This window comes from Paenibacillus sp. J31P13 (genome assembly GCF_056269295.1).
Genome location: NZ_JBWDNR010000002.1, coordinates 792,000 through 816,000, shown reverse-complemented (window position 1 = coordinate 816,000; position 24,001 = coordinate 792,000). Strand labels below are relative to the sequence as shown.

Below are 24,001 nucleotides of genomic sequence, written 5' to 3'. Positions count from 1 at the left end.
TTATTCCGCATCTTCGCGGTTTATGAATACGTATAGCAAATAGCTTGTAAAGAAAACTCCGAATATCCCCCATACCATTTTGCATCGTAAAAGGTTCACCACAGCTCTTTAAGCACTTCAAACGCTTCAGGAGGTTCTCTTTTCAGAAACTAATCCAAGTGAGAACAACCTGCGCCTTTTTCTTCTTATCCATACTTTCATGAAATTCGATAACCGCTAACTTTAAAATCAATAGATCACTCCATGCGGTTCACATTTGCATAAAACAATCAAATAAAAATCTCATATAGTCCAATTCCTACCAGTAATAATCCTCCCAATATGCTGGAATATCTTCCTAGCCAAGTTTTGGCAATCTGTTGACCGATCCCGACACCGAAAGCAACGGTTACCATCGAAAATGTGCCTACAGAAAGGGTCATCAAAAGTGGATGAACTCCGCTGACTCCTGCTCCAAAACCTGTTGCCATGCAATTTAGTGATAATGCCAAACCGAGTGGTACTGTTTCTTTCCATGTTATGATATGATCTGTTCTACTCTTTACAACTGTATGAACATCGGAAAAGGATGGCACAGGTGCATTGAAATCAGCAGTTGATTCATTATTTCCTTGTACTTCTTTCACTGTATTCTCTGCTTGTTCTCCAACTTGTTTCCCAGCATGTTCTATACTTCCCTCTTCGCCTTTCCGATCGCTTTCCCCTGACCCTGATCCATCGGCAGCTCCTGCTCCTATTCCTGCTTCTACGCTTACTCCAACTCCAATACTTGACCCGACAGCCCCTTTTTTGATCCAAAACTTGATTGCTGCATATGGCTTCATACTCCAAACGCCCAACCCTACAATCAGTATGCCGCCAAGCAGTTCTGCGCTTTGTTTTGGAAGGAAGTTGGATAATAAATGTCCCATTGCAATGGATGCATACGTGGCTGCCATTGCAATAAGTGCAATAAAGAGATTAGACAGAAACGGAATGCGCTTGGATCGTGCCCCAAATGAAACGCCGATGCCTAAGTTGTCAATATTCGATGCCATTCCAATAAAAATAATTGAGAGCCAATGCATAGCAGATCCACCTACCTGTCCTAATTCTAAAAACATAATATGCAAGAGTTGATAGATTTGCTTGTGTCAGCATGCTTTTATTTTCAAAGGATATTTTAATGGAAAGCTAAAGCTGCAACGCTCTACATACGCAAAAAAGGGAATCCATTTACCAATGGACTCCCTTTTGTTTACGTAAAGAAATATGTAACTTTCTAGTTAATTCCACTTAGCTACAATCCATTCAACTCACCCATTTATCAGCCTAAAACCATCTCACTATCCAACGGACGAGCTAACTTTTCTCTTTTTCAACCGTTTCGCTACACTCATATAGCGCTCTAATTCATGCAATAGCATAAGCAGGGCTGCTCTCACCTCGAATTCTTCACGAGTCTGGGGCAGCGGCATCGTACGGAAAAGCTTCGACATCTCCAGTAGGCGTTCGTCTACAATCCCGCGATACACATCGGATTTCACATCACTGGACAACTGATCAAGAAGATCAGCGATCAGAGCAGCTTGAGGAAATCTTGCATAAACAAGTGATATCTCAACTAGCATCATTTGGACCGAATCCAGCTGAACCCTCCTCATTTCAAAGTAGGATGACCAGTAGGTTTCTTGTCCCCAAATACGATTCTCCAAATTGACAACTGAGTCCCTTGCACCTTTCTCGATCGCGTCATTCGCTTCAAGAATTTCTCCGCCGTTCCATACATGAGAAGGATTCCGCAAGGTTAGAGCCATCTCTTGAAAAATAACACCAAAGCTCTGTTCGATCACATTGCGCTGAAAGCTGAGTCGATGCTCGTCCTTCGGCATATAAACCATGTTAAGAATAGTAGCCCATCCAAGACCTGCAATTAGCAGCAAAATCTCATTACTAATAATATCCGTTGATACTTCTCCGTAGTTAAAGAGATGAAATACAATGACCGAGCTGGTTACAATTCCGGTTTTTAATTGAAACCTAGACAGAATCGGAAAGGTAATCATAATAAATATGGCAACTGCCCAGATGTGAAAACCAAACAACGTAAACACAAGTGAAGCAAAAAAAAGCCCAAGCACAGAAGCGATAAAGCGAACTCCTGCGCCCTTAAGCCCTTTTATTCGTGTGACATCAACACCCAATATAGCGAGAATCCCCGCACTAAGCGGCGGCTCAAGACCAAAATACACAGCAGTATATATGGCGGCTATGGTAGCTAAAGCTGTTTTGATAATACGAATACCCATGTCATAACCTCGCAAGCAGTAGGATTTATGTCTACATCCTACCGTTCACGCCAGCCTGCCGTCAACTTCTTCTCAAGTATTGCAACGAGCTGATACATAATCGTAGCCACAACAGCAATTACAATTAGACTCGATAGTACAAGTGTGAAATTAAACACTTGGAAGCCGTAAATAATCAGATAACCAAGTCCCAGATTCGCAACTAGGAACTCCCCGACCATGACGCCGACCCAAGCAAGCCCGACATTTACTTTCAATGTCGATATAATGACCGGAAATGATCCTGGCAAAATAACAAGTCGAAAAAGCTGCGATCGCGACGCTCCGAGCAATCTAACCACTTTAACATAGCCGCTATCAATTTCAACGAATCGATTATATATATTCAATGTCGTAATGATGACGGTCACCGATAGCGTTACCGCTACGATGGACATAAAGCCTGGACCGAGACCAACGATAAAGATCGGACCAAGAGCAACCTTCGGCATGCTGTTCAGAACGACCAAGTAAGGATCGAATACGCGGGATAGAAACGGAAACCACCACAATACAGCAGCAATAGCCGTTCCCAGAAGCGTACCAAGCGCAAAGCCTACAACCGTCTCTGCAACCGTCATCCCCACATGAGGCCAAATGGTCCCGTCTGCCATCGTCTTCCAAAGCTGATTAAACAGCTTAGATGGATAGCTGAAGAGCAAGGGATCAATCCATTTATTTTTTCCTGCTGCTTCCCAAAGGCCGACAAATACGAGGAGGATAACAGCTTGTGTTAGCAGGACAGCTGTCGTCAAACGTCTCTTGCGAAGCTTGAAGGAATCATGCAAGACGCCCATCCAGTCCCTTCGGTCCTCCTGAATGCCGGATATTTGCGAGACTCCGAGCTCATTCAAATCCTTATGTTCTTGCTTACTCTCTTGCTCTCGCTTTACTAAATCACTATCATCCACCCTGTATCCTCCCCTCTTCATCCTCCTGATCGAGCTCCTTCCACAGCTGCTCGAAAATCTCTTGAAATCCTGGCAGCTTGCGGGCATCCATGGGAGCAGCGAGTCTAATCTCTTCTGGTATCTCAACTTCGCATCTGATGTGGCCCGGATTACGTCCTAGCACAATAACCCGATCACTCATGGCAACAGCTTCCGCCAGATCATGTGTAACTAGCACAGCTGTTTTGCCAAGTCGCGACAAGGTTTGCTGTACCAAATCCTCTAACTGCAGCTTAATATGCAGATCAAGCGCAGAGAAAGGCTCATCGAGCAGCAGCACTTCTGGCTCTGTAGCCAGTGTTCTTGCCAGCGCAACGCGCTGACGCATGCCGCCAGACAGCTCATGAGGGTATCGATCCCCTGCTCCCGGCAAACCCAGCTCAGCCAGCAAGTCATCGACCGCTAGGAGTGACTTCGGTGTTTTCGAACCATTAATCTCTAGTCCTACGGCGGCATTGTCTCTAATCGTGCGCCATGGAAATAAATAATCCTGCTGCAGCATATAGCCTACCTTAGGTGAGGGTCCAATAACCTTCTCACCGTTCAGCAGCACGCGTCCTTTTGTCGGAGCAAATAAACCGGCGAGTAGGCTAAGCACCGTCGTTTTACCGCAGCCGCTAGGACCAACTAAGCTAATAAATTCCCCTCGCAAGACGCTAAGCTCAATCCCTTCAACCGCTAGCGAGGCTCCTTTTTCATTCACATAAACATGTGACAATTGCTGAAGCTCTAGCACCGGTTCTCGCTTCATGCTTATGCCCTCACTTCCTTGCAAGCGTTTATTTCACCGCTTCAATTGCTTTCTCTGCAAAACTTGTGTCAACGAGCTCCTTATGCTCCGTACGTTTCGTCAATTCGCCGGCAGTCGTGATAACATCAAGCAAATTATTCCATTCTGCTTCGTCAATAATCGGATCAGTAGCAAATGAGCCTTGTTGCTTGTAGCGGTCTATTGAGCTAACGAGAATATCGCTATCTACATTTTCAAAATACGGCTTCACGACTTCCGCAATGGTCTTTGCGTCATTTTTCTCTACCCAAAGCTGGGCTTTGTGAACAGCATTTGTGAAGGCTTGAACTGTTTTTTTGTTCTTTTTGATATAGCTTTCCTTCGTCATAAATACGGTATATGGCAAATGGCCGCTTTCGGTACCAAATGAAGCTACCACTTTCCCTTTGCCTTCCTTCTCAAAAATAGATGCAGTAGGCTCAAACAGCTGTACATAGTCGCCTGTTCCAGAAGCAAAAGCTGCTGAAATGTTGGCAAAATCTACATTTTGAATCAATTCCAAATCAGCTTTTGGATCAATGCCATGCTTCTTCAGCGTGAATTCGCCTGCCATTTGCGGCATTCCGCCTTTGCGCTGTCCAAGGAAGACACTGCCTTTCAACTTATCCCAGTCAAAGCTATCGTCTGCATTCCTTGCTACAAGGAAGGTGCCATCCGTTTGGGTTACCTGCGCAAAGTTAATGATGGGGTCATCTGTTCCCTGTTGATTGACATAAATTGACGTTTCAGAACCGACTAAGGCAACGTCAATAACATTAGAGAGCAAAGCCGTCATCGTCTTGTCTCCGCCCGGCGTTGTCGTCAATTCAATGTCTAGTCCTTCCTCTTCAAAAAATCCTTTTGCGACGGCTACATACTCAGGCGCATAGAACACTGAGCGCGTTACTTCGCCGATCCGCACCTTCACCTTATCCGAATCCCCTTTGCCGCAGCCTGCCAACGCAGTTGTTGCAATAAGCGTCACCGAAAGCAGCAGCGCATAGAAAATACGTTTTTTCATGATGGGTCCCTCCCGTGATCTTGCTTTTAATAGATGTACTCCAGCCTATGCACAACAGTCATTGACGGTGAATAAGCAAACAAAAAGAAGGCTGTCCCATCGTCACATGACGAATAGCGGACAGCCTTCTCTATTATCTCAGTGCTGCGAACGGTAAAGTTTCCTTACTCCGCTTACAGCTTGTAAATATCAGTATATTTCTTCGTTAAATAGGCAACCAAGTGCTGAGGATCAAGCGGCTTGCCTGAGACGCTCTGGATCAACTCGGATGGTGTTCTAAGCTTGCCGTATTTATAGATGCGCTCAGAGAGCCATTGCTTGATAGGCAGCAGATTACCTTCGCCAACCATAGACCAGAAGCCTTCAAGCTCCCGCTCCATCGTATCGGCAATTTGTGCTGCATACATGTTGCCTAGCGAGTAGGATGGGAAGTATCCGAAAGATCCGCCTGACCAGTGAACATCCTGCAGAATACCTTCGGCATCATTAGGAGGCGTTATGCCCAAATATTCTTTGTATTTATCATTCCAAATGGCTGGCAAGTCCGAAGCCTTAGCACCGCCATTGAAAATCAGCTTCTCCATCTCATAACGAATAATAATATGCAGATTATAGGTGAGCTCATCTGCTTCAATTCTTATGAGTGAAGGCTGAACGATATTGCTGCCGCGATAGAATTGATCTGCCGATACATTAAGCTGACCTGGAAAATGCTTTTGGAGCTCGCCGTAATATCGATCCCAGAACGGTCTGCTTCTTCCAATCACATTTTCCCAAAAACGGGATTGCGACTCATGTATGCCCATAGAAGTACCTGTACATAATGTAGTACCGATAAGTTCAGGCATAATATTTTGCTCATATAGTGCATGTCCGCCTTCGTGGATCGTTCCAAACAATGCGCTTGTTACATCATCTTCTAAGTAATGAGTGGTAATTCGAACATCGCCGGGATTTAATCCAGTTGCAAAGGGATGAGCACTCTCGTCGAGACGACCCGCGTCAAAGTTGTAGCCCATTTGCTCTAGTATGTACAAACTAAATGCTTTTTGAGCTGATTTATCATAGTTTTGCTTTAGAAAGGAAGTATCAGGCTGATGCGGTGAATTTGCAATGGCTGCCGCTAGCGGCACAAGCTGCGAACGGAGACCGCCAAATACACGATCAAGCTCAGCTACTGTCATACCCGGCTCATACTGATCAAGAAGCGTATCATAGCGAGTCGCTTTTGGACCCCAGAGATCGATAAACTGATTATTATATGAAATCACTTTCTCCAAATAGGGTTGGAAGCCGGCATAATCGTTATTTTCCTTAGCTTCCTCCCATTTCGATTCTGTTTGTGAGGCAATGACGACATATTCCTGATAAAGCTTAGGCGGAATTTTGATGCTGCGGTCATACTCTTTACGCGTTTCCGTTACAAGCCGCTGATCAATTTCATTTAGCTCGGAGTAGACGGAGCCATCCTCAAGCGTAGACAACCATTCACCAAGCTCTGGTGAGGTAGAAAGCTTGAACATGTCGCTTGATAAACTGCCGATAACCTCTGATCGGTTATCCATTCCTTTGCGCGGAGCACCTGTTCGTAAATCCCAATAAAGAACGCCTAACGCTTCCTCGTAGCCGCTTATTTTGCGAATCGTGTCCTTAAAGCCTTGCAGTGCTTCATTATGTTGTTTTGGCATCGTTGAACCGCCTTTCGGTTTCTTGTAAATTTACGTCCCATACATTGGAACTTAACTTGATCTTACTTATTCCTAAACTTATAATCAACATAAACCTTTTTTACAACAAGAGAAATAGAAAGAGAGGAACTGTTCATGCGAATAACTTTTTCCAAAACAGCCATTGCGCGTATTTCCCCCCATTTAGAGGATGGAAAAAAGCAGTTGAAGCTGCTTCATGATACAGAAGGCTGCGGCTGTGTTGTCAGCGGCGTCCCTGCTCTTCAGCTCATTGACGGACCTTCTGTCGACGACGAGCTGTCACAAGGCGATCCATTCCCCTTTTGGTTCGAGACGCGTCACCAAATTTACTATGAGCCGCAATTAAAAGTGGATTATAATGTAGATAGCAATAGCTTTAGCTTGAAGAGCGACAATCAAATTTATACCACACATCTTCGCTTCTTAACGTAAGCATTTGACCTTTTTTATTCAATATTTTATATTTTAGTCGTCTCATTAGAAACTCACTCGATAATCTTTGCAAATTTCAAACTGTGGAACGTCTGATTCCAGCTGTACCACTCGTACCTGAAACAGCGTTACTGCCATTTCATAGAAAGAAGCGTGCACCATGAACAAGTTAGAAGATATTTTAAACTATAATAAGCATTTCGTTGAAAATCATGAATATGAGATTTACTCCACAAGCAAATATCCGGATAAACGTATGGTCATCGTCACCTGTATGGATACGAGACTAATCGAGCTGCTGCCAAAAGCAATGAATCTCAAAAACGGCGATGCAAAGATCATCAAAAACGCCGGTGCTATTGTGACTCAGCCCTTCGGAAATATTATGCGGAGTATCCTAGTAGCTATTTATGAGCTGCATGCAGACGAAGTGTTTGTTGTCGGACATCATAATTGCGGAATGACGGGTCTCAATCCTGAGCTAGTCGTGCAACATATGATAGAACGCGGGGTTTCAGAGGATACGATTACGACACTCAAGCATTCTGGACTCAATCTAATGAGATGGCTAACAGGCTTTGATAACGTGAGAGACAGCGTCGAAAATAGTGTCAGCATCATTCGCAATCACCCTTTGCTTCCGGCAAACATACTTGTTCATGGTTTGATTATTGATCCCGATACAGGTGAATTGGAGCATTTAGAACTCCCTAAGTCCTAAACGAATAAATAGATAAAAAAAAAGGAACGCGACAGCATCAATCCATGCTGTTACGCTCCTTTTTTTTGGCTAAATGAGCCTCTCGCCTAGCGGCAATGACACCCGAACGATCTCTAAGGGAGTGCCGATGAATGAGCGCATCATTGTCCATCGGACTTGGCGAACCCCACGTCAAACCGCGCTCTTCGCATTCCTCTCTACAAAGCCTTAGCAATTCTTCATCCATAACTGTCAGATTAATATCTATAAAAGGTGATTTTTCATTTGTTTGAATGGAAGCTAGCCGTTTCGAAATTTGAGAATACATACTTTCGCTTTCTATACCGAGTTGATCTATTGGCGCAGTTAAGAGTCTTCGCTCAGCCTGTTGAAACATTTTGAAAGCACCTCTCTGGTTTCCACGCCTTTCATGGTATGAGGCGACTGCCAGCTGTATGAAGCCAACCCAAGTATCCGCAAGCGGATCTCCCGGATGCTCCTTCCAATATTCTTCAAGCAGCTCATGACATTCGAAATAATCTCTTGAGGCATGAAATTCCACTAAATATGAAACATACGCTTTAGGAAATGCAGTCATTTCATTCTCCCTACTATGCTTATAGGACTCAATCCGCTAGCTTATCGAGTTGTGTTCCCGCCGCATTTTTAAAATAAAAAAAAGCATATATCACTTATACTTTCATACATTTAAACCGATCCTATATAAATAATTTGAAACCTTTTTCTATATTAGCCGTATTTCAAGTAGTTAGCAATTGTTTCAACATACACATCAGGAGGAGAAACAACAGATGAAAAAGGGATTTATGGTCTTTATGGCAGTTGCTCTATTTTTCACTATAGGGTTCAGCCAGTATGCAGATGCAAAACCGAGGGGCGGCGGCATCAAGTCTCCAAAACAAAGCTATACACAAACTCCAAAAAAAGATAACGCTAGCCAAACAAACTCCGGTACAAAAGCAGGCACTACTGCTGGTACAAAGAAAGCTGGAGGATTCAGCGGCGGCGGGCTTATGAAAGGTCTAATGATCGGCGGCTTGGCTGGATTGATGTTTGGCAGCTTGTTCTCAGGACTAGGCGCATTCGGTAATTTTCTAGGGCTAATGGTTAACCTGCTCGCTATCTTCGCGGTCATTATGCTCATTCGTGTTGCGTTTGTTTATCTACGCAGCAAGCGTAACCCGCCAGACCAAAGGAGACCGTACTAATCGTGCGTATCTACACAGATGAGATCATTAACGCGATCTGTCTTAACATGGCCACTCGCAGAGGTGTAAATCCTACAGATGTAGAAGTACAGCTTTCTTGGGAAGAAGAGTATGGCTATACAGCCGAGGTTTGGGTGAGCGGTCGCAGCCAATATATTATAGAATCCAATATTCTAGAAGCCATCGAGCAGTATATATTCAAACAATATAACCGCCGTGTATTCCGCTCTAATATCACATTAGATGCGGATGAGGAATTTTGGGCAGATATAACGGATTAATAGTTAGTGTTAAGGGAGCATTCGGAGCTATTCTTTATCTTAATGATAAGGATGCTCATGAATGCTTTCTTTTTTTGTGCATATTCTCCCCTCCATTCTATTCTTTCAATTAATAGACTAGCATTAATTACCAAGCAACCTCTCCTCACTTTATGCGTCTAATAGTATGACTATTAGAGGAGAGTGATAGAAAAGAATATGAGAAGAAAAATAAGTACGTTGTTACTGATGGTTTTATTTTTCCAAATGCTGCTGACGGGAGCTGTTACGATAGCGGATGCGGCAACAACGCAACAGATGACCAAGTACCGTGTTTATCAAAATGACAAGGCATTACGCGAGTTTGCAACTGAAGCTCAAGCAATTGCCTATGCCGGAAAATATGGTTACAGTCATGTTGAGAAAATTGCTGATCACAGCTGGGTGTGGGACAACTTCCCTCGCTATAAAGTCTATCAAAGCGGACAGTCTAACGCAAAATGGGAATTCCGAACCTATGAGCAAGCATTGAACGTTGCTAAGACATTAACAAATGTACATATTCGAGATCTTGAAAACATTGGCTGGAAATATGAATCATTTGCGAAGTTCCAGCTCTACCAGGGTGATAAAACCCAATCAAGCTGGGCATTCTCGACGCTTGCTGCTGCCAAACAGGAAGCTAAGAAATGGGGTAACGCCCATATTATCGATTTGTCCACGAACAAATGGGTATGGGGAAACTTAACTGACGCACAAAAAAAAGCGCAACGTGCAGCCTCTCCCGTGTATCAAATCGTTGTAGACGGCATGCCTGTTGAGAATAAATCGCTATTCTCCTTCCTATTTGACGCTATTAATAGTTCAGCAACTATTGCTGGCAGCGAGGTACTAAACACAACAACTGGTAAAATCATTCATTCAAATGTACCTGCTTATACAGTTGTTAGAAGCAAAGAATTCATTGGTTCTTATATCAGTCTAGATGCTGCCGTAAAAGCTGCCAAAAGCACTGCAAACGCAGAAGTGTTATACAAAGGTGCTGTTTTATGGTCTGGTATCCCCTATTTGACGGTCTACCAAGGTGAGAAAAAGCTGAGATCATTCAATACGAAAACCAGTGCTATTGCTTATGCCAAAGGCTTTGCAAACAGCAAGGTTATGAACACGGATGGACGCGCGATTTGGAATAATACGAAAAGCCTTGTCTACATGGGATGGAACGGCAGCTCGAACAGCTCCACTATTTTGGCCCAAGCAGCCAATACGCAAGGTCTTTCCATCGATTCACCTACTTGGTTTGAGCTTGCGGCTGCCGACGGCACCTTAACCGACACGTCAGATGCCTCTGTTGTATCGACACTGAAGGCGAAAAGCATTGCTGTCATGCCGCTTGTTCATAACCAGTTTAATCGCAAGATGACTACTGAATTTTTGAAAAATGGCACTGCACAGCAAGCGTTTATTACAAAGCTGGTTAGCAAGCTTAAGACACTTGGCGTTACTGGCGTTAATCTCGACTTTGAAGAGGTTGCAGCAAGTGACCGCAGTGCTTATACCTCCTTTGTTAAGGCTTTAACCAATGCTGTACATGCGAAAGGAATGGTTCTCTCCATCGACCTTCCTCGAGGCAGTCTTAGCTGGAATCATTTAACTGCTTATGATCATGCTGCTTTAGCAGATATTGTTGATACGGTTGTCATCATGGCCTACGATGAGCATTGGAGCGGTAGCGATACACCTGGCTCCGTATCTGGACTGCAATGGGCTGAGGAAGGCGTTAAGCAATTTTTAGACTATGGTATTCCGCGTAACAAGCTCATGCTGGGAATCCCTTTCTACGTGAGAGAATGGAAGCTGGACAGCTCAGGTAAATTAGTCGGGAATCGCGCTGTCTTCATGAGTGAAGTACCAAAGCTCATTTCGGATAACAAAGCGCAAGGCGTCTATGATCCTGGATCTGGTCAAATCAAATATAAATTTTATAAAGACGGCTTCACCTATCTGTTCTGGGCTGAAACCGAAGACACCGTCAAAGCTCGTATCAACATTGCGAAGAAGTTTGACTTAGCAGGTGTTGCCGCATGGCGACTCGGCTATGAAAGCTTTGATTTATGGACGACGATGCTTCGTATGAAGTAATGCAGAAAAAGGCTGTCCTAAAAGTAGATAGATCTACTTTTGGGGCAGCCTCTTTTTTGAAAAAACAGCCACAGCAAAACTGGTAATAATTATTTTTTTACAAAACTTGATCATCCTTCTTTAAGTTGCTTACAAGTAAGGTGTATGCAACGTTTTCCGCGATAACAAACGACTTGCCAAATACGATTATTTTAGGGTCTCTTCCATTCACTTTAATATAAATCGATGTAGTACTCCGAGTTCCTTCTCTCCACCCTAACTGAATAAAACCTGATTTCGTGCCCGCTATTCTGAATTACTTATATATACTTAAAAAGTACTTTTAATTACTTAAAATTACTGCTAAACTTACTTATAGGGAGGCGATCATCATATATCAGGAGCAACGATTACTGAAAATACTTGATTACTTAAATGAACACCATACGATGAGTGTCATGGATATTTGCAATTTACTGGAAGTGTCTAGGGATACGGCTCGAAGAGACATTGTTAGATTAGTTCAAGAAGGAGTCGTCATTCGAACGCATGGAGGTGTAGCTTCACCTAAATTGCATAAGAGATTAGCTTCCTATCAGGATCGCTTAATTGATGAAACAGAAAGCAAAAGGAAAATTGGAACATTAGCAGCAAAGCTGATTCATGATCAGGAGACGATCATTTTAGACGTATCCACTACGGTACAGGCAGTAGCTGAACAAATTTCATCGAAAAATATTACAGCTGTCACTCACTCCATAGATATTGTAGGAATTCTCTCAGGACGGGAAGATCTTCAAGTGTATGTGCTCGGAGGCTACTTACATGTGAAGAACCGGTTGCTGTATGGTCCCTCCGTCATTGAAAAGCTAAGAGAAATAAGAGCTGATAAAGCGTTTATTGGTGCCACGGCGATTCAAACAGACGGACTTTACTACCCTTTTGAAGAGGATGCTCATGTCAAAAAAGAGATAGCCCGCAGATCTGATCAGGTCATCGTCGTTGCTGATTTCACCAAGTTTGCAACTAAGTCCGTTTACCGTTTAGATTTTGACTTTGTAGATATTTTAATCACTGATCAAGATGTACCTAGCGAAATAGAAGAAGTTCTTGATCGGAAAAATATAACGATTATCCAATATGAGGAGAACAATAAATCGGAGGTGGAAAACTAGGATGGCTCTTAAGATTTTGCATAATGTTCAAGTCGTTCAACCTGACAAAATACTTCAATCTGCCACGGTTTGGATTAGAAATGGCAGCATTGAACGGATAGATCAAGATCCCGCTTCTCTACCAGAGGGCGATTATGAATTTCTAATCGATGGGAAAGGTCAATTATTAATACCAGGCATGATCGATGTACATATTCATGGCGCTAACGGTTTTGATATGATGGATGGCAGTGAGTCGAGTATCCAAGAGGTTTCACGGGCTTGTGCTGCTACGGGCTGCACCTCCTTTCTAGCTACATCTGTAAGCTCTACAATGGAAGAATTACTAGCCATGATCCGAAGTGTAAAACGTGTAGTTGGGCATGAAGCTGGAGCCCAAATTGCTGGGCTTCATTTAGAGGGTCCCTATCTCAATCCGAAGCGTAAAGGGATGCAAAATGAACGTTTTTTACGGCATCCGAATCTTGAAGAAATGAAGGAGATTTTCGAAGAAGCTGACGGGCTGATTAAGATGGTTACGATTGCTCCCGAATTACCAGGTGGAATGGAGCTTATCTCTTTTTTGAAAGATTTGGGCGTGATCATTGCCATCGCTCATTCTGATGCCACTTATGAAGAAGCAAAGCAAGCCTTTAAAGCTGGAGCAAGCCATGTAACACATTGTTTTAATGGTATGCGCCCCATTCATCATCGGGATCCCGGCCTCGTTGTAGCTGCTTTTGAAGAAGAGCATGTGAGCCTCCAGGCGATAGTCGATGGCATTCATCTGCATCCTGCGATTATTCGAATGATGCATCGTTTGAAGGGACCCGAGGGTATGGTGCTTATCACTGATGCTTTGCAAGCAATGGGACTTGGAGATGGAAACTATGTATTTGGCGGTCACCATGTTACGGTATCCGAAGGCGTTGCGAGACTACAAGATGGGACATTAGCATCTAGTACGGTTACGATGAATGAAGCACTACGTTTAACGACTGAAACCGGAATTTCCTTAAATGCAGCGGTTCAAATGGCTTCAACTACCCCTGCACGAATTTTAGGTCTTGATACGAAAGGCAGAATCTCAACAGGTTTTGATGCCGATCTTGTCTTGTTGAATGAACAATTCCAAGTGCAATGGACAATGATTAAGGGTCATGTGATCTGAAAAAAAACGTTGAATGAACTTTAATGCCTAAAAACCCTAAACGGTTATCAAAGCCCCAAAAGTAGAGCAATTTACTTTTTGGGGCTTTTTTTCGAGCGCAAATTTTATCGATACTTCTTAATAATAAAACATCTTTGACTTTGATATTAAATTGTGTTAAATTTAATTTTATCAAATATATATGAAATAGGAGAGATTATTATGATGAACATTCAACAAAAAATGTATGAAACCACAGTTAAAGCCGTTGGGGGTAGAAACGGTTATATAGAATCAGAAAGTCCAAAACTTAACCTTGCTATCAGCACCCCGCGCGAGATGGGCGGCGCAGGCGGCGATGGTACGAACCCCGAGCAATTGTTTGCAGCCGGTTACTCTGCATGCTTCGACAGTGCCCTGAACATGGTTGCACGTCTTGGCAAAGTTAAAATCGAAGGCAGTGAAGTGACGGCTACTGTAAGTTTCGGTAAAGTTGAAGACGGCGGCTTTGGTATTGCCGTTAAGCTTGATGTACTTGTTAAAGGTGTTGACCGAGAAACGGCAGCTTCACTAGTTGAAGCTGCCCATGGTGCTTGCCCATACTCCCGTGCAACACGAGGCAATATTGCCGTGGAATTAAATGTACTGTAAGTGAATTTTAGTGGCATAAAATAAATGAACTTTATTTTTTCAAAGGTTGATTCTAAAAAAAGAGCAGGCTTCCGGTTCCGGAAACTTGCTCTTTTACATTTTTCAACACTATACACTAATTACATAGCGCCCCATTTCCCCCGTATCCCCTCTGCTTCCTTAATCATTCTGTCGATCAATTCTGCAACCGTTGGAATATCTTTGATCATACCGGTCACTTGACCTGCCCAGCCTATACCTTCCTCTTTGATGCCATCATAAATCCATCGCTTATTGGCTTCACCGCTAATATAATCTTTTAATGCTTCATAGGTTGGTGTCACCCGTTCTATAGCAAGTATATGGTCGATATATTCGCTTTTTAATACCCTTGCAGGGGAACCAATGGAACGTTTGATTACAGTAGTGTCTGACTCTGAACTCTCTATTAAGGCCTCTTTATAGGAAGCAGAAGCATGAACACATTCTTGGGTAGCGACGAAGCGTGTGCCCATTTCGATGCCCTCAGCTCCAAGTGCATGAGCAGCCATCCATCCGCGCCCATCTCCGATGCCCCCAGAAGCTATGACTGGAATATTCACAGCATCCACCACTTGCGGGACTAACACCATAGTTCCAATATCATCACGTCCTAGGTGTCCGCCCCCCTCTTGCCCAACGACAATAACAGCAGATGCACCGAGCTGTTCCGCTTTTTGGGCTTGTCTTCGTGAGGATACGAGCACCAATGATTTAATGTCAGTGGGATGCAGCATCTCTAATATCGTTGCAGGGTTCCCACCCGTAATGGTCACAGTGGATACTTGCTCATCAATTGCGGTCTGCACCCGATCCTCATAGCCAACACCATGCTGTCCAATAGCAAAGTTCACTCCAAAGGGCTTGGCTGTCAGGCTGCGAGTAATCTGAATTTCTTGGCGCAAAGCCTCAGCATTAGGCAAACTCATCGCCGTAATTTGACCAAGGCCGCCCCCATTCGAAACGGCAGCAGCAAGCTCTGAATAGGCTAAATAAGCAAGACCGCCTTGGATAATTGGATATTCTATTTGCAATAGCTCAGTTATTCTTGTGTTCCATTTCATTTTCATCACTCCTGGTTTTCGTTATCTGCAGATTGTTCAAAATAAATAGGATAATGCAAGATACATCTCTCATTAAAGTTTGCGCTGCAAAACGGACAACTTTCACTGTGCATGTATTGCTGAATTCTCATTTCTGTGTGACAATTCCCGCATAAGATAGCGATTTTGTTGAACTCTTCTTTTGGCCAAGGCAACATACTATGATCTGCGTGCTCCTCATGGCATTTGTAACAAGGATAATAGCGATTGCAGCATTTAAACTTGATAGCGATAATATCTTTTTCTGTATGATAATGAACACATCGTGTTTGCTTGTCAACGACTGCTCCATAAATGTCCATCTAAATGCCTCCAATCTTTAAAAGCAGGAGAATGATTGCGAGGAAAATCACGATACTCCCAACCTGATAATCGATCTGCTTAAATTTTAATTGTTTGTATGCCGTTCTTCCCTTGCCATTACCATAAGCACGAGCATCAATGGCATAGCTGAGCTGCTCGGCACGTTGAATGACCCTGAAGAGCAGAGGTATGATTATCGGAATATAAGCAAAAAGACGTTTGAGCAGCGGTAATTCCGTTATATCAAACCCTCTTGCTCTTTGTGCCAATATGATATGATCTAGCTCCTGCAGGATGGTTGGGATAAATCGAATCGCAATCACAATCATTAACGAAAATTTCTCTACAGGCACATTTAATTTGGCTAGAGGCAGCAATAGCTTTTCCAAACCTTGAGCTATCGTAAGCGGTTTTGAGGTCAACGTTAATAGAGAAGAAAGCAATACGAGTAAAACGATCCGCCAGACAAAACGCAGCCCGTTTTCCAGCCCCTCCACTGTCACTTCAATGAATGACCATGACCAAATCAAACTGCCTTTCGTGAAAAAGACATTGTATACAAAAGTAAACACCAAAATAAATAATAGAGGTTTCAATCCCTTTCCAAAGATATGAAATGGGACTTTCGATATCCATAATACCCCGAAAACAATGATCGATGCCACTGTGTAGCTCATTAACGTTTCCAGAGTGAGAAAGCTCATCATGATGATGACGATGCTTAAAATCTTGGTGCGTGGATCCAAGCGGTGAAGCACAGAATTAGTCTCCAAATATTGCCCTATTAAAATATTTCTCTCCATTTAAAAACTCCTTGTATGCCATATAGGCCATACTGCTTCCAAAATATGCTGCTCCCTGCAGCTTGCAGCTCCAACGGTCTGACCCGATAATTCTTCCACCAGCTTTAATAGCTGCACAGGCTCAGGCAAGGATAATCCGATCTGCTCTAGCAGCTCCCTCTGATCTAGAAATAATTGATTTACATTATATTGTCCGACAAGGCGACCTTCGTGTAATACGATAACTTCATCCGAGTATTCAGCAACATCTTCCATGCTGTGCGATATGAAGAGAATAGTGCGATCCTCTTGCTGCTGCCATTTTTTAAGCAACTGGAGGATAGCATCGCGGCTTAATGGATCGAGACCCGCTGTGGGTTCATCCAAAATAAGAAGCTTCGGACTCATCATCAACACGGAAGCAATGGCTACACGACGCTTTTGACCGCCGCTTAACTGGAATGGAATACTCGTTAGTATCTCTTCGGATAGCCCTACTTGCGGCAAAATGGTTTCAATAGTATCCGTGATCTGCTGATTGCTGTACCCTTTTAGCTTTGGAGCAAAAGCGAGTTCCTTCTGAACCGTCGTTTGAAACAGCTGATGCTCTGGATATTGAAAGACAAAACCAATGTCAGGAATGACCTTTGCCTGTTCCTTGGCATTTCTAGGAATAGGCTGCCCATCAATCCGATAATCTCCATCAAAATCAGGAATTAACCCTTTTAGCAACTGGACAAACGTAGATTTGCCAGCACCCGTTTGACCAATAATAGATATCCATTTGCCTTCTTGGATCGTGCAGCTAACCTTTTGCAGGGCTGCTCGATTGCCATAATTCACACTTACTTGGTTTAGCTCCCATACCATTGGTTACGGGTCATCTCCTTCCAATTTGCCATCAACGGCGAATTTAGTCGGAGCGCTTTATGTAGTTTTACTGCAAATGGGACAACTAATTGATATTCCTCTACAGGTACCTGTTCAAAAAAGGTCAGCGGATCGCCATCAAATTCCAGCCTGCCTTGATGAATCAGCAGCACTCGCTTTGCCGCCAGCACTTCCTCCATATGATGTGTGAAATGAATGATAGTCATGCCCTGTCGATGCAATTCATGCATTATGGCAAGCACATGCTTTCTTCCTTCCGGATCAAGCATTGATGTTGCCTCATCAAATATCATGATTTGGGGACGCATGGCGAGCACAGCCGCTATCGCTACACGCTGCTTTTGACCGCCAGATAGCTGGTGAGGCATGGCGTCAATAAAGTCCTCCATCTGAACAGCTCTTAAAGCATAGTCTATCCGACTTTGTATGTCTTCCTGTGAGACTCGAATATTTTCCAATCCAAATATGACCTCGTCCATTACCGTTGTGGTGATGAATTGGTCCTCTGGATTTTGAAAGACAAAGCCGATTTGCTCATGGATTCTGATAAGATCTGCTTGCGTTGAGGTGCTCAGACCATTGATTTCTACGCTGCCTTTCGTCGGAAGTAACAGTCCATCCATCAGCTTTGCAATCGTTGATTTTCCACAGCCATTAGCGCCGACTACAGCTACGAATTCACCTGCATCAATAGTAAAGTTCATATCTTCTAAGACTACCTGTCCTCTTTGATAAAAAAAATGAACATGGTCGATAGTGATCATTTCTCCTCCTCCTGGTGACGCTGCCATGTTGCGAAAAATGACTCGATGCTGTACTCCGAAAAGAGGGGCTTAGGCTTTTGCCACTTTGTCACTTTCGATCCGTTTATACCAAATATTTCGCCTGTTATATTCTTATTCGGCTGCTCTAACAATGCGACCACGAAGCGGGCAATATCATCTGCTTCACCTACTTGCCAGAATTCTGGAAATGGTTCATTGCGACTCGCATATTTATCTTTTATGTGCTCGATAACTGGTCTAGTCATATCCGTTAAAGCAGCAGGTGAAACGGCATTTACCCTGATCCCATTCCGCTGAAGCTCGTCTGCGAGAGTCCATACCATACCGAGCATACCGGCTTTGGCTGCACTGTAATTTATCTGTCCAATCGAACCCATTAATCCGGCAGTAGATGTCATTAAGAGAATGTCACCACCACTCTCTTGCATATGAGGCAGTACCCGCCGAATGCAGTAAAAGGCGCCATTCAAATGCACATCCATGACAGATTGCCATTCTTCATCTGACATGCGAACACATTTTTGGTCATGCAAATTACCCGCATTATGAATCAATACGTTTATACGCCCATACTTCTCAATTATAGTATCTACCATGATTGTAACCTCATCCGGATTTGCAATATTGGCACAGTATCCAGTTGCATCACCACCGCTTTGATGTATTTCCTGTACAACTTCATCGATTAACGCTTGCTTTGTGCCATTGACAATCACTTTATAATGAGAAAGACCAAGATGAATAGCCATGCTCCGCCCTATGCCCCTAGTCGCACCCGTAATGAAAACCACTTTATTCATCGGAGCACCTCTTTAACTGAAAAAGTGCCCGCTGCAACCCCTTCACCCGTTTCTAAAGTGATGGACACACAGATTCTGTCTTCATATACCTTATAGTCAAAGCAGACAATCGAATCTATAAAAACAGGCTTTTGAAATTTCATTCGGTATGTCGTAATCCATTGCGTAGGATGTTCAGCCAAATACAAAGATTGAGCCAGTCCCATCATATACATGCCATGTGCAACAGGACGTTCATATCCAGCCCTTTCTGCTGCTTCGGCATTCAGGTGAATAGCTGCGGTATCTTGGGAAATTAAAGCATAATGCTGAATAGCATGAGCTGAAATGTATTTTTTCAATGTCCATCACCTACTTTGATTAATACGGTCTCCGCTCTAACTACAGGTTCGCCACCACAAGTACAAACAAGGTTATGAGTATAAAATGTAAGCTCTCCCTGTTCGCCTATTTTTTTCTCCACTTTCGTTAACGATAACTTGCACTCCAAAGTCATGCCAGCCGTAATCGGTGACTCGTATGAAAAATACTGTGTTCCATGAATCAGAGGTATCTCCCTATCCAGCCAAGGAATATCAAAAGCTTGCCAAAAAATAATAGGCATAGTCACAGGTGCGATGAGTTTGCCATTTATCATATGCAAAGGAGCTTCAATACTTTGCGCATAAAGGGAAATCCAATCTGTCGTTACATGAACCTTCTGCTGAAGACTGTTCATTCGACTGCCTCTGCGATGGTTGCAATACCTATTCCTCCACCAATGCCCATTGTAGCCAGACCTCTTTTATAAGGTTTATATAGCATTTCTGAGCACAATCGCGTCATTAATATAGCACCTGATGCTCCATAAGGATGACCAAGGGCTAGCGCTCCGCCTCCGCGATTGACCGATTCCACCGAAATCTGAAGCTCATGCAATGACGCTAATACTTGAGAGGAAAAAGCTTCATTAAACTCTACAACATCCAAATCTTTAACGGTTAGATTCTGACGCTTTAGCACCTTTTGTACGGCTGGTACTGGACCCATTCCTAAGTAATGGGGATCTACTCCAACTGCTTGAGCATCCACTATACGCAGCACAGGCACAAGGTTATATTTCTTGCACGCTTCCAGAGACATGATGAGAACAAGCGCAGCACCATCATTGACCGGGCATGCATTGCCAGCCGTTACGGTACCTTGATCCAGAAAGATCGGCGGCAGTTTCTTCAATTTTTCTATACTGGTATCGTCTCTTGGACATTCATCGGCATTAACCCAAGCTCCATCGGCGTAAAGAGGTACAATTTCCTGCTGAAAACGACCCGCTTGCTGAGAACGGATAGCCTTCTCATGGCTGCTCAAGGCATATCGATCCTGATTTTCTCGACTAATCCCGTATTTACGGGCGACATTCTCCGCGGCAATCCCCATATCGGGGTCACCATAAGAGCTTGGTGTGAAAGGAGCGCGTGAATATAACTGTGGCACACCCATTAATGTTTGCGGCTTGGTCATCTTCCATGGGGCGCGGCTCGTGCTTTCGACACCACCAGCTAGATAGACATCACCCGCACCACTCCCAATGAGTCGCGCTGCTAAATTAATGGCTTCAAGTCCGGAACCGCACTGCCGATCGACCGTTACACCTGGGACAGTGTGAGGGAGTCCCGCAGCCAAAGCAGCAACTCTAGCTATATTGCCTCCAGGTCCTACTACATTGCCAATAATGACATCATCAATAATATCCTTCGGTAGTCTCGTTTCTGCTACAATATGCTGGATAAGAGGCGCTAACAATTGTTCAGGCTCAAGCCTGCTTAATTTGCCGCCTACCTTTCCAATTGGCGTACGTCTAGCCATCACAATCACTGCCTCTGTCATAACCTCACTCCCTTCACGTAATCTTTCATCGCTTTGCGAGCCAATTTCCCGCTGCTTGTATAGATGAACTCGTCCACTGTGATGAGCTCCTTTGGAGCTTTGTAACTCGCTAAATGCTGTCGGCAATAATGCTTTATTTCCTCAATAGATAAGTGCTGCGCTCCCCTCCACTTTACAAGAGCCACAACCTTTTCTCCCCAATAAGCATCCTGAACGCCAAGCACCATCACTTCTTTAATCTCCGGAAGCAACTGCAGCACATTCTCTACTTCCTCCGGGAAAACATTCAAACCACCGGTTACAATCATATTTTTGGAGCGGCCAGCCAAATATAAATAACCATCCTTATCCAAAGACATATAATCTCCTAGCATAAGCCAACCATCTTGAAAGACTGCTTCCGTTTCTTCCGGCCTATTATAGTATCCAATGAACATCATATTACTGCGTATATAAAGCTGCCCAATTGTATCAGGAGGCACCTCTTTAAAATGTTCATCACGAATAGAAATCTCTACGCCATTGAAGGGCTTGCCTACTGAATTAGGTTTATATTCAGAATAAATATCCATATAGCTGATATAGCTCGCTTCGGAGGAGCCATAAAATTCATACAGCTTCGCTTCACCGAATATGGCCTTGCATCTCTTCTTGGAAGCTTCCGACCATTTACCGCCAGAACTGATTAATGCTTGAATTTGTGTCTGGTAGGATGAAGCCTCTTGCATAAGTGATTCAATCATCGTAGGCACGACAAATAAAATCAAATCCGAAATCTCCTCGCAAAGCTTAAGAACATTAGTCACGTTAAAATGCTGAACGTTATGAAAGGTCGCACCACTATAAAGACTCTGCATCAAAGCAAATAACGACAAGGAGTGAACCAGTGGACCTGGTGCCAGAATATGCTCGATATTTTGGAGCTGGAATGCCTCACTCGTCGCCTCAAAGCTGCTAATCCATGACGAGTGAGTGCGCATAAATCCCTTTGGCATTCCTGTTGTTCCAGAAGTAAAACCGATAAATAATAATTCGTTCGTATCATCCATTCTAGCTTCCGGCGTGAAATGATCTAACCAGGAGTCATAGGAGCCAGCTTCTTCCGTTGAAAAGGTGAGACAAGTAATCTCTTCGTTTGGTAAAATGATATTTTCAACAAATTCAAGCTCGGTAAATATGATTTTCGGATGGCATTGCTGTAAAACAGCATTCAATTCCGACGTACTCCACTTGGGGTCCAAAGGAATGGGAACACATCCCCCATAGATGGCTCCCAAAAAAACTTCTATAAATTCTAAACGATTAGTAGATAAAATGGCGATTTTATCATGGAAGAGCCCATTTTGCATGAAGCCCTGAGCGATTCTTTTCATTCTCTGTACTAGTTCTGAATATGTACATTCCACTTGCCCATCGTAAATGGCTGGCTTATCAGGCTGTTCTTCAGCATAACGCAATAATGGCATGACCAGATTCATTTCTCAACACACCTATTCCAAATGACTGTTTCTTAAGAATGATTCACTATCTCTTCTATTGGACTAATGGCTTTTAACTGGATTGCGATGATGGATGCGATAATGGCTTTGATACAATCCCCCGGAATGAATGCAAGTGCACCGACTAATCCGGCCCAGATAGATGTATGAGTGATGAAAGCCATGATAGGAGCACCAATTAAGCTGACCAGTACAACACCAAACACAAAATTAATGACGAATAGCTTCCAGGTCTTCACCTTCGTCCATACCTTCTCAGTCATAAATCCGATACAAAAAGCGGCTACCGGCCAACTTAATAAATATCCAGCGGATGGGCTTACAAATATAGAAAGACCTCCACGGCCACCTGATAATAAAGGTAAACCTAAAGCAACTAATACCATAAATATGATCAGACTTAGCGACCCCGCCTTCTTCCCTAAAAAGCTTCCTGCCAGCATGACACCAAGCGTCTGTACGGTGATGGGTACAGGGATAAAACCTAGTGAAATGGGGGGAATCAAGCCTAATGCTCCAATGAATGCAGCGAATATTGCCGCAAAAACCATTTCTTTTGTCTTCATGTTACTTACCTCCAAGAATATGTTTACAAACGTAGTACCATCCGAGTCGACTCTATGTACCTATTGGATCATATCGTAATCTTTTATGATTGTAAACCAAAAATTTAGTTTATAGGTTAACAATCGAATTCTTACTATTTCACACAATATATCTTTTTGACCATACCAATGAGAATTGCAAATAAACATAAATGGGATTTAATAAATACTTTGTTTGGTGTTGGTATATTCAAAAAAACTGCTATCCCCTAAAGGGATAGCAGTTTTTAATAATAAAAATAATTATTCGGTAAGCTCTTGGACATCCGTATTTCTATTTTTAGTAATAAATTCCACTTTTTGATACTTTTGCTTTTCAATTAGATTAGCAACTCTTGCTAAGCCCATGCAGAGTACTACTCCGAATATAACAAAGCTATAAAAACCTGCACCAATACCTATTCCCACTCCACCAACAAAAAGAATCATGGCTGCGGATGTTAGTCCTTTAACTTTCAAACCATCTTTAAGAATAACACCTGCACCCAAAAAACCAAGTCCAGTTACGATTTGAGCAGCTAGACGCATCGGATCCATCATTGTATTCTTATTCACTGCACTAAATTTCTCGACACTATAAATTGAAATTAAAGTTATTAATGCGCTTGCCACACACACATACATGTAAGTTTTTAAACCAGCAGGTTTATTTTTGGATTCCCGATCCCAACCGATAATAAATCCCAGAAAAGCACTAAGCGTTATCCGAATATAAATTTCATAATACTGTGAAAAATGATTAATAATATTCACTTCAAACCAAATATTTAAAGTATTCATCAAAACCATCTCCTTAATTATTCCCCTTATTGCTTGTATGCCGCTTATCGCATGAACCTTAATCATAGAAAAATCCTTCATTCAGTTTGGCTATAC

At 43.1% G+C, this 24,001-nt stretch carries 27 protein-coding genes; 8 read left to right on the top strand and 19 right to left on the bottom strand.

The genetic code is table 11. The features are described 5' to 3' along the window. Window positions 1-269: 269 nt before the first annotated feature. From AC0YOD_RS10075 to AC0YOD_RS10050, 6 genes are all read right to left on the bottom strand, one after another. Entirely contained in the window at window positions 270-1,067 is a 798-nt protein-coding gene (locus AC0YOD_RS10075; protein WP_475799130.1) for a manganese efflux pump, read from the bottom strand. 258 nt (window positions 1,068-1,325) lie between these two features. Then, window positions 1,326-2,288, bottom strand: a complete 963-nt coding sequence (locus AC0YOD_RS10070) for an aromatic acid exporter family protein (protein ID WP_475799129.1) — start codon at window positions 2,286-2,288, stop codon at window positions 1,326-1,328. A gap of 38 nt (window positions 2,289-2,326) precedes the next feature. After that, a complete protein-coding gene (locus tag AC0YOD_RS10065; RefSeq protein ID WP_475799343.1) occupies window positions 2,327-3,124 on the bottom strand; it encodes an ABC transporter permease in 798 nt (265 codons plus the stop codon). Between the two features lie 106 nt (window positions 3,125-3,230). Beyond that, on the bottom strand, window positions 3,231-4,028 hold the full coding sequence (locus tag AC0YOD_RS10060) for an ABC transporter ATP-binding protein (protein ID WP_475799128.1): 798 nt from the start codon (window positions 4,026-4,028) through the stop codon (window positions 3,231-3,233). A 28-nt stretch (window positions 4,029-4,056) separates the two neighbouring features. Next, complete coding sequence (locus tag AC0YOD_RS10055; RefSeq protein ID WP_475799127.1) at window positions 4,057-5,067, bottom strand: ABC transporter substrate-binding protein; 1,011 nt, start codon at window positions 5,065-5,067, stop codon at window positions 4,057-4,059. Window positions 5,068-5,240: 173 nt separating this feature from the next. Then, window positions 5,241-6,755, bottom strand: coding sequence for a carboxypeptidase M32 (locus AC0YOD_RS10050; RefSeq protein WP_475799126.1), 1,515 nt, complete (start codon window positions 6,753-6,755; stop codon window positions 5,241-5,243). A gap of 135 nt (window positions 6,756-6,890) precedes the next feature. Here AC0YOD_RS10050 and AC0YOD_RS10045 point away from each other — a divergent pair, with 135 nt between their 5' ends. Together AC0YOD_RS10045 and AC0YOD_RS10040 are read left to right on the top strand one after the other, a co-directional pair. Then, window positions 6,891-7,208, top strand: a complete 318-nt coding sequence (locus AC0YOD_RS10045) for an iron-sulfur cluster biosynthesis family protein (RefSeq protein WP_475799125.1) — start codon at window positions 6,891-6,893, stop codon at window positions 7,206-7,208. A gap of 160 nt (window positions 7,209-7,368) precedes the next feature. Continuing rightward, window positions 7,369-7,929 carry a beta-class carbonic anhydrase gene (locus AC0YOD_RS10040; protein ID WP_475799124.1) on the top strand — a complete coding sequence of 187 codons (561 nt, stop codon included), beginning with the start codon at window positions 7,369-7,371 and terminating at the stop codon, window positions 7,927-7,929. Window positions 7,930-7,966: 37 nt separating this feature from the next. On the opposite strand, the gene AC0YOD_RS10035 is transcribed toward AC0YOD_RS10040, so the two are convergent. After that, on the bottom strand, window positions 7,967-8,470 hold the full coding sequence (locus tag AC0YOD_RS10035; protein WP_475799123.1) for a DUF309 domain-containing protein: 504 nt from the start codon (window positions 8,468-8,470) through the stop codon (window positions 7,967-7,969). Window positions 8,471-8,720: 250 nt separating this feature from the next. Between AC0YOD_RS10035 and AC0YOD_RS10030 the strand changes: the two genes are divergently transcribed. The 6 genes from AC0YOD_RS10030 (at window position 8,721) to AC0YOD_RS10005 (ending at window position 14,473) form a co-directional block, all read left to right on the top strand. Next, a complete protein-coding gene (locus tag AC0YOD_RS10030; protein WP_475799122.1) occupies window positions 8,721-9,137 on the top strand; it encodes a hypothetical protein in 417 nt (138 codons plus the stop codon). A gap of 2 nt (window positions 9,138-9,139) precedes the next feature. Beyond that, window positions 9,140-9,418 (top strand): YxcD family protein, encoded by a 279-nt coding sequence (locus AC0YOD_RS10025; RefSeq protein ID WP_475799121.1) that lies wholly within the window; start codon window positions 9,140-9,142, stop codon window positions 9,416-9,418. A 198-nt stretch (window positions 9,419-9,616) separates the two neighbouring features. Next, complete coding sequence (locus AC0YOD_RS10020; protein ID WP_475799120.1) at window positions 9,617-11,539, top strand: glycosyl hydrolase family 18 protein; 1,923 nt, start codon at window positions 9,617-9,619, stop codon at window positions 11,537-11,539. A 335-nt stretch (window positions 11,540-11,874) separates the two neighbouring features. Continuing rightward, window positions 11,875-12,693 carry a DeoR/GlpR family DNA-binding transcription regulator gene (locus tag AC0YOD_RS10015; protein ID WP_475799342.1) on the top strand — a complete coding sequence of 273 codons (819 nt, stop codon included), beginning with the start codon at window positions 11,875-11,877 and terminating at the stop codon, window positions 12,691-12,693. 1 nt (window position 12,694) lies between these two features. Continuing rightward, the gene (gene nagA, locus AC0YOD_RS10010; protein ID WP_475799119.1) at window positions 12,695-13,843 is read left to right on the top strand and encodes an N-acetylglucosamine-6-phosphate deacetylase; all 1,149 of its coding nucleotides are present in this window, start codon (window positions 12,695-12,697) and stop codon (window positions 13,841-13,843) included. Between the two features lie 201 nt (window positions 13,844-14,044). Then, a complete protein-coding gene (locus tag AC0YOD_RS10005) occupies window positions 14,045-14,473 on the top strand; it encodes an organic hydroperoxide resistance protein (protein ID WP_475799118.1) in 429 nt (142 codons plus the stop codon). Window positions 14,474-14,592: 119 nt separating this feature from the next. On the opposite strand, the gene AC0YOD_RS10000 is transcribed toward AC0YOD_RS10005, so the two are convergent. The 12 genes from AC0YOD_RS10000 to AC0YOD_RS09945 all read right to left on the bottom strand — a co-directional run bounded on the left by AC0YOD_RS10000 (window position 14,593) and on the right by AC0YOD_RS09945 (window position 23,905). Next, window positions 14,593-15,555, bottom strand: coding sequence for an NAD(P)H-dependent flavin oxidoreductase (locus AC0YOD_RS10000; RefSeq protein ID WP_475799117.1), 963 nt, complete (start codon window positions 15,553-15,555; stop codon window positions 14,593-14,595). 5 nt (window positions 15,556-15,560) lie between these two features. Beyond that, entirely contained in the window at window positions 15,561-15,896 is a 336-nt protein-coding gene (locus AC0YOD_RS09995) for a CHY zinc finger protein (protein WP_475799116.1), read from the bottom strand. Beyond that, a complete protein-coding gene (locus AC0YOD_RS09990) occupies window positions 15,897-16,700 on the bottom strand; it encodes an energy-coupling factor transporter transmembrane component T family protein (protein ID WP_475799115.1) in 804 nt (267 codons plus the stop codon). After that, the gene (locus AC0YOD_RS09985) at window positions 16,701-17,549 is read right to left on the bottom strand and encodes an ATP-binding cassette domain-containing protein (RefSeq protein WP_475799114.1); all 849 of its coding nucleotides are present in this window, start codon (window positions 17,547-17,549) and stop codon (window positions 16,701-16,703) included. Beyond that, window positions 17,534-18,334 carry an energy-coupling factor transporter ATPase gene (locus tag AC0YOD_RS09980; protein ID WP_475799113.1) on the bottom strand — a complete coding sequence of 267 codons (801 nt, stop codon included), beginning with the start codon at window positions 18,332-18,334 and terminating at the stop codon, window positions 17,534-17,536. The genes AC0YOD_RS09985 and AC0YOD_RS09980 overlap by 16 nt, the downstream gene beginning before the upstream one ends. After that, the gene (locus AC0YOD_RS09975; protein ID WP_475799112.1) at window positions 18,331-19,155 is read right to left on the bottom strand and encodes an SDR family NAD(P)-dependent oxidoreductase; all 825 of its coding nucleotides are present in this window, start codon (window positions 19,153-19,155) and stop codon (window positions 18,331-18,333) included. Before AC0YOD_RS09975 ends, AC0YOD_RS09980 begins: the two co-directional genes overlap by 4 nt. Beyond that, window positions 19,152-19,496 carry a MaoC family dehydratase gene (locus AC0YOD_RS09970; protein ID WP_475799111.1) on the bottom strand — a complete coding sequence of 115 codons (345 nt, stop codon included), beginning with the start codon at window positions 19,494-19,496 and terminating at the stop codon, window positions 19,152-19,154. Before AC0YOD_RS09970 ends, AC0YOD_RS09975 begins: the two co-directional genes overlap by 4 nt. Then, a complete protein-coding gene (locus AC0YOD_RS09965) occupies window positions 19,493-19,873 on the bottom strand; it encodes an FAS1-like dehydratase domain-containing protein (protein WP_475799110.1) in 381 nt (126 codons plus the stop codon). Before AC0YOD_RS09965 ends, AC0YOD_RS09970 begins: the two co-directional genes overlap by 4 nt. Next, on the bottom strand, window positions 19,870-21,021 hold the full coding sequence (locus tag AC0YOD_RS09960) for a thiolase family protein (RefSeq protein WP_475799109.1): 1,152 nt from the start codon (window positions 21,019-21,021) through the stop codon (window positions 19,870-19,872). Before AC0YOD_RS09960 ends, AC0YOD_RS09965 begins: the two co-directional genes overlap by 4 nt. After that, window positions 21,018-22,499: an AMP-binding protein gene (locus AC0YOD_RS09955; protein WP_475799108.1), complete on the bottom strand. Its 1,482-nt coding sequence runs from the start codon at window positions 22,497-22,499 to the stop codon at window positions 21,018-21,020. The genes AC0YOD_RS09960 and AC0YOD_RS09955 overlap by 4 nt, the downstream gene beginning before the upstream one ends. Before the next feature lie 32 nt (window positions 22,500-22,531). Next, a complete protein-coding gene (locus AC0YOD_RS09950; protein ID WP_475799107.1) occupies window positions 22,532-23,086 on the bottom strand; it encodes a biotin transporter BioY in 555 nt (184 codons plus the stop codon). 282 nt (window positions 23,087-23,368) lie between these two features. Then, window positions 23,369-23,905: an MgtC/SapB family protein gene (locus AC0YOD_RS09945; RefSeq protein ID WP_475799106.1), complete on the bottom strand. Its 537-nt coding sequence runs from the start codon at window positions 23,903-23,905 to the stop codon at window positions 23,369-23,371. Between the last annotated feature and the right edge of the window lie 96 nt (window positions 23,906-24,001).